At 62.9% G+C, this 11,324-nt stretch carries 10 protein-coding genes; 6 read left to right on the top strand and 4 right to left on the bottom strand.

Annotation, left to right across the window (positions count from 1 at the left end):
• The 3 genes from GSQ89_RS11360 to GSQ89_RS11350 form a co-directional block, all read left to right on the top strand.
• A partial coding sequence (locus GSQ89_RS11360) for a CoA transferase (protein ID WP_174254848.1) occupies positions 1-408 on the top strand: 408 nt, incomplete at its 5' end.
• A 26-nt stretch (positions 409-434) separates the two neighbouring features.
• Positions 435-2,087, top strand: coding sequence for a thiamine pyrophosphate-binding protein (locus GSQ89_RS11355; RefSeq protein ID WP_158925086.1), 1,653 nt, complete (start codon positions 435-437; stop codon positions 2,085-2,087).
• A 69-nt stretch (positions 2,088-2,156) separates the two neighbouring features.
• Positions 2,157-3,443, top strand: a complete 1,287-nt coding sequence (locus GSQ89_RS11350; protein ID WP_158925085.1) for a (Fe-S)-binding protein — start codon at positions 2,157-2,159, stop codon at positions 3,441-3,443.
• Between the two features lie 283 nt (positions 3,444-3,726).
• On the opposite strand, the gene GSQ89_RS11345 is transcribed toward GSQ89_RS11350, so the two are convergent.
• The gene (locus tag GSQ89_RS11345; protein WP_158925083.1) at positions 3,727-4,878 is read right to left on the bottom strand and encodes a lysine-2,3-aminomutase-like protein; all 1,152 of its coding nucleotides are present in this window, start codon (positions 4,876-4,878) and stop codon (positions 3,727-3,729) included.
• The gene (locus GSQ89_RS11340; protein ID WP_158925081.1) at positions 4,788-6,014 is read right to left on the bottom strand and encodes an ABC transporter substrate-binding protein; all 1,227 of its coding nucleotides are present in this window, start codon (positions 6,012-6,014) and stop codon (positions 4,788-4,790) included. The genes GSQ89_RS11345 and GSQ89_RS11340 overlap by 91 nt, the downstream gene beginning before the upstream one ends.
• 138 nt (positions 6,015-6,152) lie before the next feature.
• On the opposite strand from GSQ89_RS11340, the gene GSQ89_RS11335 reads away from it, so the two are divergent.
• From GSQ89_RS11335 to GSQ89_RS11325, 3 genes are read left to right on the top strand one after another with little or no spacing between them, the layout of a single operon-like run.
• Positions 6,153-6,566: a carboxymuconolactone decarboxylase family protein gene (locus GSQ89_RS11335; protein ID WP_158925079.1), complete on the top strand. Its 414-nt coding sequence runs from the start codon at positions 6,153-6,155 to the stop codon at positions 6,564-6,566.
• Positions 6,567-6,572: 6 nt separating this feature from the next.
• Positions 6,573-7,472 carry an NAD(P)-dependent oxidoreductase gene (locus tag GSQ89_RS11330; protein ID WP_158925077.1) on the top strand — a complete coding sequence of 300 codons (900 nt, stop codon included), beginning with the start codon at positions 6,573-6,575 and terminating at the stop codon, positions 7,470-7,472.
• Positions 7,472-8,227 (top strand): CDP-diacylglycerol diphosphatase, encoded by a 756-nt coding sequence (locus GSQ89_RS11325; protein WP_158925075.1) that lies wholly within the window; start codon positions 7,472-7,474, stop codon positions 8,225-8,227. The genes GSQ89_RS11330 and GSQ89_RS11325 overlap by 1 nt, the downstream gene beginning before the upstream one ends.
• A 150-nt stretch (positions 8,228-8,377) precedes the next feature.
• On the opposite strand, the gene GSQ89_RS11320 is transcribed toward GSQ89_RS11325, so the two are convergent.
• Both GSQ89_RS11320 and fumC read right to left on the bottom strand, forming a co-directional pair.
• Complete coding sequence (locus GSQ89_RS11320) at positions 8,378-9,631, bottom strand: cytochrome P450 (RefSeq protein ID WP_158925073.1); 1,254 nt, start codon at positions 9,629-9,631, stop codon at positions 8,378-8,380.
• A 258-nt stretch (positions 9,632-9,889) separates the two neighbouring features.
• Positions 9,890-11,320: a class II fumarate hydratase gene (fumC, locus tag GSQ89_RS11315; RefSeq protein ID WP_158925071.1), complete on the bottom strand. Its 1,431-nt coding sequence runs from the start codon at positions 11,318-11,320 to the stop codon at positions 9,890-9,892.
• Positions 11,321-11,324: the final 4 nt, after the last annotated feature.

Genomic DNA, 11,324 nt, shown 5'->3' with positions numbered 1-11,324 from the left:
ATCGGCCGCGAAGATCTGATCGGCGATCCCCGCTACGACAGCCCCGCCGCGCGCGCCGAACGCGCCGCGGAAGTGGACGAAATGGTCGCCACCTGGACCCGCCGGCACACCAAGCACGAGGCGATGGAGATTATCGGTGCCGCGGGTATTCCGGCTGGTGCGGTGCTCGATACGATGGAATTGCAGAACGATCCGACGTTCGAACAACGCGGCATCATGCAGACCATCGACCATCCTGTGGTCGGGCCGTTCAAGATGATCGCCTGGCCCGTTCGCTTCTCCGGCAGCCCGCCGCCGGTCAAGCCTGCCCCGTTACTGGGGGCGAACAACGACGACGTGCTGACCACCTGGCTTGGTTTCGGGGCCGACCAGGTCGGCCATTTGCGTTCGGACAACATCATCGGCTAATCGACACCTAGAGGGAGACAACGAATATGGCAGAAATCACCGGCTCGGAAATCATTGCCCGATGCCTGCAAAAAGAGGGTGTTAAGGACCTTTTCTATATCATGGGCGGCCCGATGCTGCTGGCGGAAGCCACCTGCATCAAGGAAGGCATCCGCATGATCGACGTCCGGCATGAGCAGGCGGCGGCGTTTGCTTGCCAGGCCTACAGCCGGTTGAAGCAGGTCCCGTCAGTGTGCATGGCCGCGTCCGGCCCCGGCGTGACCAACCTGATTACCGGCATGGCCAACGCGCTGGTGGATTGCTGCCCCGTCGTCGCGCTGGGTGGTTCCAGCCCGCTGTCGCAGTTCGGTCGCCAGGTGTTCCAGGAAATCGACCAGGTCGAGTTGATGCGCGGCTGCTGCAAGCATGTCGACCGGCTGATCAACCTGAAGCGTATTCCGCAACAGATCAATTTCGCCCTGCAAAAGGCGATCACCGGCAAGCCCGGCCCGGTCTACCTCGATTGCCCGGGCGACATGCTCTACCAGAAGATCGACGAAAACCTGGTGGATTGGAGCTTCGCTGGCCGCCCTATCCTGGACAGCCGCCCGCTGGGCGACCCGCGTCAGATCGACGCGCTGCTGGGTGCCCTGGCCGAGGCGAAGAATCCGGTGATCGTATCAGGGTCCGGCGTGATCTGGTCGCGTGCCTGGGAAGAGATGCAGGCATTCGTGGAAGCCGCCGGCATCCCGTTCTACACCACCCCGCAAGGCCGTGGCGTCGTGCCGGACGATCATCAATACGCTTATCCGTCCATGCGTTCCGGCGCGTTCCGTGATGCGGACCTGATCATCGTCCTCGGCACCCGCATGAACTACATCATCGGTCATGCCAGCCCGCCGCGCTTTGGGCCTACCGCCAAGATCGCCCGTATCGACATCGATCCGGCCGAAATCGCTACCGCCGCCCGCTATGTCGACATCCCCATCGTCGGCGATTGCAAGGCGGTGCTGGGTCAGTTGCTGCAAGGCATCAAGGGCCGCATCAGCCCCGACAAATATGCCGGCTGGCGCAAGCAACTGGCCGATGGCGAGCAAGCGAAACGGTCGTCCGCCGGCGCCAACAAACTGCAGGAGGATGGCGACATCCATCCCGTTCGCATGCTGGAAGCCGTCCGCGACTTCATGAACCGCGACGCCATCCTGTGCGTCGATGGGCAGGAGACGCTGAACTTCGGCCGCCTGACCATGCCGACCTTCGCGCCGGGTCACCGCCTGAACTCCGGTCCGTTCGGCACCATGGGCGTCGGCATGCCGTTCGGTGTCGGTGCGAAAGTCGCTTGCCCCGACAAGCAGGTGATCGTGGTTCATGGCGACGGGTCGATGGGCCTGAACGCCATGGAGTTGGACACGGCCATCCGTCACAAGATCCCGCTTCTGGTGGTGATCAGCCTGAACGGCGGCTGGACCGGCGATCCGAAGCGCGAGAAGCCCGGCCGCGATCTTGGTTACACGCGTTACGACAAAATCTGCGAGGCGCTCGGCGGCTACGGCGAATACATCACGAAAGTGGAAGATATCCGCCCGGCCCTGGAACGCGCGCAGAAGAAAGTCGACGAAGGCATGGTGGCGTTGGTGAATGTGCGCACGGATTACCGGGCTCGGTTTGCTGGCGTAGCGTTCTCGGATTACTCGACCTAGCGTGAAGGGCATCATGGCCGGGCGGGTTCCGGCCATGATGCCCCTGCTATCCATCTGGAGGACCGGAGCATGGATGCTGCCACCATGGAATATGCGCTGCATGACACGGCGGCGGAAATCCTCGATCGCTGCACCACCTGCGGTGCCTGTGCCGAAGTTTGCCCGATGCCCGAGCCTGCCGGATTGGACACATCCGATCCCAAGGCGTTGACCGCCGGTATTTTGACTGTGTTGCGCGGTGGGGTGCATGCCGAGGCGAGCCGCTGGGCCGCGGTTTGTTCGGGCAGCGGGCACTGTATTCCGGCCTGTCAGCATGGGGTGAACCCGCGGCTGATGCTGGCGCTGGCCCGTGTTGCGACCTTGAACCATGACGCCCCGGTCGCTCGGCGGCAGACCGCGTTTGCCCGGTTTGGTGCCATGACCAAGGGGGTTCGCGTGCTGTCGCGGTTGCAGTTGCCGCCGGATACGCTGGCTCGCTTCCGTCCCGATTCTGATGAGGAAGAGCAGCCGGAGATCGTCTTCTACACCGGCTGCAACGTCATGAAGACGCCGCATATCGTGTTGCTGGCGCTGGACATCATGGACGCGATGGGGATTCGGTATCGCGTGATGGGCGGGCCGTCGGCCTGCTGCGGGGTGTTGCAGTTTGGGGCCGGGGATTTGGCGACGTCGGGACGCATCGCTTATCGGACAGTCGATCGGCTGGCGGCTGCCGCGCCTCGGGCGCTGTCGTGGTGCCCAACCTGCCAGATCCAGTTGATGGAGATTGCCGCGCCGGCTGCGAAGTCGGATTTAGATATGGCGCCGTTCGTGCGGTTCCTGGCGGAACGGCTGGACACGTTGCGGCCGTTGTTGAAGCACCGTGTGGAGAAGCGCGTTGGGCTGCATGAGCATCCCGGGACGCCTGGGGTGCCCGAGGCGGCGCGGGCGATTGTGTGTGCCATTCCCGGGGTGGATTTTGTGGATCTGGAGCAGCCTCGGGTTGGCTATATGTGCAACAAGCTGACTCCGTTGCCGGGGTTCAAGCAGGACCTGCACCGCGGGCAGCTACAGGCGGCGGCCGATGCGGGGGTGACGACGTTGGCGGGGGTTTACCATGCGTGCCATCGGGAGTTGTGCAGCCATGAACGGGATTGGCCGTTCGAGGTCGTCAACTTCCTGGAACTGGTGGGGGAGAGCATGGGGTTGCAGCGTCCCGACCTGTTCAAACGCCTGAAGATCATGCAGGACGTCGATGCGATTTTGCAGGATTCGGCGGCGTTGATCGAAACGAACGGGCTGGATCTGGACGAGGCGCGCGATGTGATCCTGCGGGATATGTTGGGGGAGCAGCCTCTGCCTTTGGCTATGTTGTGAGGGAGAGATTGGGAACCGCGGATGAACGCAAATAAGTGGGTGCGGGGGTATTCTGCCGGTCTTGTGCATATGCAACCAAAGGCGTGGATGGTGAGCCTGCGCTCACCATGACGGGGAGAGGCTGGTGCGTCTGCCCGTGTGACGGACCAGGGCCGTACGTCTGCCCGTGTGACGGCCAAGGGCCGTACGTCTGCCCGTGTGACGGCCAAGGGTCGTACGTCTGCTGGCGGGGCGGTAAGGGGCGTGCGTCTGTCTTTCGGCGGGGTGGCGTAACATAAACTTTCTATTTGCGTTCATTTGCGTTCATCTGCGGTTCCAATTCTTTTTCAGAACGAGAGCCCAGTTCAGTCGAATGAATCCCGCCCCGAATGTCGCGTACGGATCCGTCCGGCTGACGGTAGTCCGGGCCGATTGGGACCTTGCCGAAGCCACCCGGGATGTCCAGGACGTAGGTGGGCCAGGCCAGGCCTGTTACGCGGCCTCGTAATGACTCCAGCAGGGTTCGGCCTTCCTCGATGGGGACGTAAAACCGAGCGGTTCCGGGGGCAGGGTCGAGTTGGTGGAGGTAATATGGTTTCATTCGGAATGAGACCATTGACCGGAATAGTGCTTCGAGCGCCTCTGGGCTGTCGTTAACTCCTCGTAACAGGACCGACTGGCCGAGTAACGGGATGCCTAGTGCCCGGATACGGCGTAACGCCTGGGCGGCGGCTGGGGTGAATTCTCGCGCGTGGTTGGCGTGGACGACCAGCCATAGGGATTGGTCGGTGTCCATGGCGGCGGCCAGTTCGTCGGTCAGCCGGTCGGGATCGGCGACGGGGACGCGCGAGTGGATGCGGATGGTTTGGATGTGCGGCATCGCCGACAGGCGCGCGATGATGGCGCGCAGGCGCCTCGGCGACAGCATCAGGGGGTCGCCGCCGGTCAGGATGACCTCGGTCACCGTCGGATGGGCGGCGAACCAGGCGAATGCGGTTTCCAGTTCGGCCTCGGTCAGCACGCCGCCGTCGGGGCCGACGTGTTCGCGCCGGAAACAGAAGCGGCAATACACCGGGCAGATCAGCAACGGTTTTAGCAGCGCCCGGTCTGGATAGCGGTGGACTACGCCTTTGACCGGGGAGAGCGCGTCGTCGCCGATCGGGTCGGTGCGTTCGAAGGCCGCCGTAGTCAGTTCGGAGACGTCGGGAATGAACTGCCGTCCGATCGGATCGTCTGGGGTTTCGATCAGAGCCCGCATCGCCGGGGGGATGGCGACGGCGTAGCGCGCCTCGGTTGCCTCGATGCCGGCGATCGAGGCTTCCGTGATCAGCCCTGCCGCCAGCAGCGCCCTGGCATCCCGCAGCGTCAGGCTTTGACCAGCGGGCAGCCCAGCGCTTCCATCGATTGGAATGACTGGTCCCGCGGGATTGTCGCCAACGGTTTGTACTGGTCCCATTCGCCCTTCGATTCAGCCGGAGTTTTCGTCTGCCATACATGGTTGGCATGAACGAATTTGCCGTCCTGCCGCACCACGCCGGTTCCATACAACGGATCGGCGACAGGGATAGCCTTCATCTGCGCGATGGCTGCCTTGCCGCTGGCTTTTGCCTTGTCCGGCCCCATCGCCGCGACCGCCTTCAGGTAGTGCCAGACCGCCGAGTAGCTGCCGGCGTGAAAATAGTTGGGGCGGGCATTGTGGTAGCGCGGGGTGAAGCGGGCCGAGAAAGCGCGCGTCTCGTCGTTCATGTCCCAATAGAACGGCATCGCGCCGACGATCCCTTGTGCCAGTTCCAGGCCGACGGAGCGTGAGATGTAGTCCTGATACACCAGTGCCGCGATCTTGATGCCGCTTTGCGGCAAGCCGAACTCATGCGCCTGCTTGATGCAGTTGGCGGTGTCGTCGCCCGCGTTGGCGAGGCACAGCACCTTCGCCTTGCTGGCCTGTGCCTGCACCAGATACGCCGAGAAGTCGCTGGTGCCGGGGAACGGGTAGAGTGCCGATCCGGCGGCCTTGCCGCCCAGTTGCTCGACGATCTTGCTGGTATCCCTCACCATGACCTGGCCGGAGATGTAGTCCGGCGCGATGAAGAACCAACTGTCGCCGCCGGCTTCCACCAGGCCGCGGGCGATGGCGTTGGAATTGCTCCACAGGTCGTAGGTCCACTGGATCTGGTTCGGCGTGCAGTATTTCCCGGTCAGGTCGGGCGTACCGGCGGCGGTGAAAATCACCGCCTTGTCCTTTTCCTTTGCCACCTGGCCGACGGCGATCGCGACGGCAGATTGCGGGATGTCGAAAATGGCATCGACGCCGTCCTGATCATACCATTGACGCGCGATCGCGGCACCGACATCGGGCTTCAGCAGCATGTCGCCTTGGATCACCCCCACGTTTATTTCGGGGTACGATTTCATGAAATCTTCAGCCGCCATCTGCGCTGCCAGGAAATCGCCGGGACCCGATGCCTCGGCGTAGGGCCCGCTCATGTCCGACAACACGCCGATCTTGATGGTGGATGCGGCGTTGCCTCGGCGGATCGCGGGCATCGACAGGGCGGCGGCCCCGGTCAGCAGGGTTCGGCGGCGGATCGGCATGGACGTCTCCAACTTGATTTTGGTTTGTCATTCGCTTTGGCGGGCGGCGCCGGGGCTGTCAACGGTGGCGGCCCGGCTTGCCCGAGCGGCACACCGCGCCTAGGTTCCCGCCCGTCCAAACCAACCAGGAGACAAGCCATGGTCGACGTTCCCAACCGCCCCGAATACCAGAGCGAGCTGTTCAAGAAGGGTCTCGCCGTTCGCCGCGAGGTGCTGGGCGGCGATTATGTCGATGGCTCGCTGGCCCGGGCGGACGATTTCAACGCGGTGTTCCAGCAGATGACGACGGAGATGGCGTGGGGCATGTGCTGGACCCGGCCGGGCCTGGATCGCAAAACCCGCAGCATCATCAACCTGGGCATGCTGTCCGCGCTGAACCGCGGTTCGGAACTGCGCCTGCATCTGAAGGCGGCGGTGACCAATGGCGTTACTCGCGACGAGATCAAGGAAGTCCTGATCCAGGTCGGCGGCTATTGCGGCATCCCGGCGGCACTGGAGGCGTTCAAGATCGCCACCGAGGTGTTCAAGGAAATTGATTCGGCGAAAGGGTAACGTTCCATGACCAAGACAGTCGGATTCGTCGGCGTCGGCAATATGGGTTGGCCGATGGCCGCCTGTCTTGTGAAGGCCGGTTTCACCGTCAACGTGAACGATTCACGCCGCGAAATGGCGGATAATTTCGTGCAGCAGGTTGGCGGGTTCGCACCCGACAGCCTGCGGCAGTTGGCCGAGACGTCGGAGGTGATCGTCACGATGCTGCCCACAAGCGTCATCGTGGAGCGGGTGCTGTCCGGCGGCGACGACAACCTGTTCGCCGGCATGAAGCCCGGGACCGTCATCATCGAAATGAGTTCCGGCGTGCCGTCGGTCACGCAGCGCCTGGCTGAGCAGGTCGCGGCGCTGGGCGGCACGTTGATCGACGGTCCGGTTTCAGGCGGCGTACCGCGGGCGAAGACCGGGCAACTGGCGATCATGGTCGGTGGCGATGAAGCAACGATCGACCGGGCGATGCCGGTGCTGTCGGCCATGGGGTCGGTGCTGAAGACCGGTGGGGTCGGGTCCGGTCAGGCGATGAAGGCGCTGAACAACATGGTCAGCACCGGCGGGTTCCTGATCGGGATCGAGGCGCTGCTGATCGGCCAGCGTTTCGGACTCGATCCGGCTGTGATGACGGATGTGTTGAACGCGGCGACGGGGATGAACAACTCGACGCAGAAGAAATTCAAGCAGTTCGTGCTGTCGCGGAAGTTCGATGCGGGGTTTGCCATGGGGCTGCTGGCGAAGGATTTGTCCATCGCCATGCAGGTGGGGCGTGAAACCGCCACCTCGGCGCCGCTGTCGGCGCTGGTGAATGAGATGATCGTTTCGGCACAGGCGAAGTTTGGTCCAAATGCGGATCATACCGAGATGGCGAAACTGTGTGAACTATTGGCCGGGTCGGAGCTGGGGGAGGGCTGATGCGCCTTTTCCTCGCGCTGCTGGCGGGTGTGCTGCTTGCGCCCGCCGGCGCTCGGGCCGATCCGTCCGCGCTGTGGAAGATCGTCAACGGCCAATGCGTGCCGCATGAACAGGCGGAGCGTGACCCGGCCCCCTGTACGTCGGTCAATGTGTCGGAAGGCGTGGACAAGGGTTTCGCCTTATTGAAGGACCGGGACGGTGCCACCCAGTTCCTGCTGATCCCGACCGCTCGGGTCAGCGGGATCGAGGACCCGAAGATACTGGAGCAAAGCGCCCCCAACTACTGGGATGCGGCGTGGCAGGCCCGGTATTTCGTCGAGGATCGCGCGCAAACGCCGTTGGCGCGTGATGGTATCGCTCTGGCGATTAATTCGCCGTACGGACGCACGCAGGATCAGTTGCACATCCATATCGACTGCATCGACCTCGAGGTGCGCAAGGCACTGGCGGCGAATCTCGACAAGATCGGTGGGGTGTGGGCGCCGTTTCCGGTTCCCCTGGCTGGTCATTCCTATCGGGCGATCCGGATCGACCATGAGACGTTGGATGGGGTCAATCCGTTCCGGATTTTGGCGGAGGGCGATCCCACGACCGGTGGCGATATCAGCAAGCACACGCTGGCTCTGGTGGGGGAGACTTTCGCTGACGGCAGCAATGGGTTTGTGCTGCTCGATGACAAGGCTGACCTCGCGGCCGGCGATCGGGCGTCGGGGGAACAGTTGGAAGATCATGCCTGCGCGATAGCGGGGAAGTAGGACCAAGCGGCTCGCGTGCGAAACCCAAGGCGTGGATGGCGAGCCTTCGTCCGCCATGACGGGTGCGCGAATGGTATCGACGGATCAACGATAAAGCCGGCTGGTGTGAGGGCGAACGTCCGGCCAGAGGACCGGACGTTCGGGTGACGCTCAGGCGGCGATGCGGACCGGCAGGTTGCGGATCGCGTGCAGGAAGTTGGAGTAGGCGTAGACGGGCTTGTCCAGTACCTCGATCTTGATGTCGCGGCGCAGGACTTCGTCCCACAGGATTTTCAGTTGCATCTCCGCCAGGCGGTTGCCCAGGCAGCGATGAATGCCGAATCCGAACGACATGTGCTCGCGCGGGCGGGCGCGATCGATGATGAACTTGTTCGGCTGGTCGATGTGGTCTTCATCGCGGTTGCCCGAGATGTACCAGATCACCACTTTGTCGCCCGCCTTGATCTGCTGGCCGCGCAGTTCGAAATCCTCGCTCGCGGTGCGCCGCATATGGATCACCGGTGTCTGCCAGCGGACGATTTCCGGGATCAGGCTGGTGGTCAGTTCGGGATTGTCCCGTAGTTTCTGGAACTGGTCGGGGAACTGCGACAGACCCCACAGCCCGCCGGTCATGGAATTGCGGGTGGTGTCGTTGCCGCCCACCAGGAACAGGATCAGCACGCCCATTTTCTCGCGCAGCGTCATGTCCTTGGTCGCGTCGCCGTGCGCAAGGATCGAGATCACGTCGAAGCTTTTCGGCTTCTTCGCGCGATCCTCCCAGTATTCGTTCATGTGTTCGGCGAATTCCATCTGCTTGGCGAAGCGTTCTTCTTCCGACTTCACCGGCGCGTCGGGCGCATTGATGTCGCAGATGAACGTGTCGGACCAGCGGATCAGGCGCTGTTTGTCCTCGATCGGATAGTCGAACAGCGTGGCGAGCATCATCGATGTCAGCTCGATCGACACGTGTTCCACCCAGTTGAACGGCTCATTCCTGGGCAGCCGGTCCAACACCATGTTGGTGCGGGCGCGGATCAGGTCCTCCATCTTGGCCAGGGTGACGGGATTGACGGTTGAGCTGACCCCACGCCGCTGGTCATCGTGGTCGGGCGGGTCCATGCGGATGAAACTGGTGCGTTCCATGCCCTTGGGCGCATCGTTGATCATGATGCCGCCGACTTCGTCGGAGGAGGAGAACACCTTGTGGTTCACCTCGACCTGGATGATGTCCTTGTACTTGGACACCGACCAATAGGGGCCGTACGGGCTGTCCTTGACGCGATGCACCGGGGCTTCGCGGCGGAAGCGCTCGAAATACGGCTGCCAGGCGTCCTCGTAGAAAATCCTGGGGTCGCTGGGATCTAGGTCTTCCAGGGGGGTGGAATAGGCGCGCGTCTTCAGATCGACATCGATTGGTGCGTTCATAGCCGTCCTCTTGCCTTGTTTATCGGTCATTCGGGTCGGCGGACGTGGGTCCCAATGGGACGCTAGCCTGTCTGGAAAGAGAAAGCCAAGGACATTGCTGCGTCGGGCGGCGTCGCGGACGATGCACCAGCTTTTTTTGAGGCAGATTAGCGGGATGTAGAGGGATGAAGGGGATTCGGGGTTGTTGGCGCTTGAGCACGAAAAACTGAAATCCCCTTCATCCGCGCCTTATCCCGCTAATCCGCCTTAAAAATTTGCTTAGCTTCCGGCCAAGCCCTCGCCGACCATGGTGGCGGGATCGACGATGCGGTCGAAGTCTTCGGCGGTGACCGCGCCTGACTGGATTGCTGCTTCCTTCAAGGTCAGGTCCTCCGCCATCGCGGTGTGAGCGATTTCGGATGCCTTGTCGTAGCCGATCACCGGGGACAGGGCGGTTACCAGCATGACCGATTCGTTGACGTATTGGCTGATGCGCTTTTCGTTCAGTTTTGTGCCTTCGACTGAGTGCAGGCGGAATTTTTCTGAGCCGTCGGCCAGGATGCGGGCGCAGTGCAGGACGTTGTTGATGATGATCGGGCGCATGGTGTTCAGCTCGAAATTGCCCTGGCTGCCGGCGAAGGCGACGGCGGTGTCCTCGCCGATGACCTGGATGCAGATCATCACGATGGCCTCGCACTGGGTGGGATTTACCTTGCCGGGCATGATCGATGACCCGGGTTCGTTGTCCGGCAGCAGCAGTTCGCCCAGGCCGCAGCGTGGGCCGGACGCCAGCCAGCGCATGTCGTTGGCGATTTTCATCAGCGCCACCGCCAGCCCGCGCAACGCGGCGGAGGTTCGGGTCATCGCGTCCAGCGATCCCTGGGCGGCGAACTTGTTGGGCGCGGTGATGAACGGTTTGCCGGTCAATGCGGCGATGCGGGCGGCGATTTTCTCGCTGAAGCCGCGTGGTGCGGTGATGCCGGTGCCGACGGCGGTGCCGCCGGCGGCAATTTCGAAAAGGCCACGCTTGCTGGCCTCGATGTCGCGGATCGCGTCACGTAGTTGGTGCGCATAGCCGGACCATTCCTGGCCGACGGTCAGCGGCACCGCGTCTTCCAGATGGGTGCGGCCGATTTTCACCACGCCCATCCATGCCTCGGCCTTTTCCTCGATGGCCAAGGCCAGCTCCTCGATTTGCGGCAGCAACAGATCGTCGAGCATCAACACCGTCGCGACATGCATCGCTGACGGGAAGGTGTCGTTGCTGGATTGGCACATGTTGACATCGTCGTTGGGGTGCACCGGCGTTTTGCTGCCGATCTTCCCGCCGAGGAGCTGGATCGCTCGGTTTGATATGACCTCGTTCAAGTTCATGTTGGACTGGGTGCCGGAGCCGGTCTGCCAGACGTACAGCGGGAAATGAGCGTCCAGCGCGCCGGAAATGACTTCGTCGGTGGCTTGGATGATGGCTTCGGCCTTGTCGGCCGGAAGGCGGCCGTCCGTGCGGTTCACCTCGGCCGCGGCTTTCTTGACGATGCCGTAGGCGCGCGACAGTTCCTTCGGCATCCGGTCGTCGCCGATGGAAAAATGATGCAGGCTGCGCTGGGTTTGCGCGCCCCAGTAGCGATCGGCGGGGACTTGCACGGCGCCCATCGAGTCGGTCTCGGTGCGGGTGCCGGTGGCGTCGATTCCGATGGGGATGGTAGGCATGGTC

It is taken from the genome of Acidisphaera sp. S103, from assembly GCF_009765975.1.
Taxonomy (GTDB): domain Bacteria; phylum Pseudomonadota; class Alphaproteobacteria; order Acetobacterales; family Acetobacteraceae; genus Rhodopila.
This window is presented reverse-complemented; position numbering and strand designations above follow the sequence as displayed.

Coding starts and splice junctions, on each gene's coding strand:
- GSQ89_RS11355 (WP_158925086.1), top strand. CDS start 435: ATGGCAGAAATCACCGGCTCGGAAATCATTGCCCGATGCCTGCAAAAA.
- GSQ89_RS11350 (WP_158925085.1), top strand. CDS start 2,157: ATGGATGCTGCCACCATGGAATATGCGCTGCATGACACGGCGGCGGAA.
- GSQ89_RS11345 (WP_158925083.1), bottom strand. CDS start 4,878: ATGGGACCAGTACAAACCGTTGGCGACAATCCCGCGGGACCAGTCATT.
- GSQ89_RS11340 (WP_158925081.1), bottom strand. CDS start 6,014: ATGCCGATCCGCCGCCGAACCCTGCTGACCGGGGCCGCCGCCCTGTCG.
- GSQ89_RS11335 (WP_158925079.1), top strand. CDS start 6,153: ATGGTCGACGTTCCCAACCGCCCCGAATACCAGAGCGAGCTGTTCAAG.
- GSQ89_RS11330 (WP_158925077.1), top strand. CDS start 6,573: ATGACCAAGACAGTCGGATTCGTCGGCGTCGGCAATATGGGTTGGCCG.
- GSQ89_RS11325 (WP_158925075.1), top strand. CDS start 7,472: ATGCGCCTTTTCCTCGCGCTGCTGGCGGGTGTGCTGCTTGCGCCCGCC.
- GSQ89_RS11320 (WP_158925073.1), bottom strand. CDS start 9,631: ATGAACGCACCAATCGATGTCGATCTGAAGACGCGCGCCTATTCCACC.
- fumC (WP_158925071.1), bottom strand. CDS start 11,320: ATGCCTACCATCCCCATCGGAATCGACGCCACCGGCACCCGCACCGAG.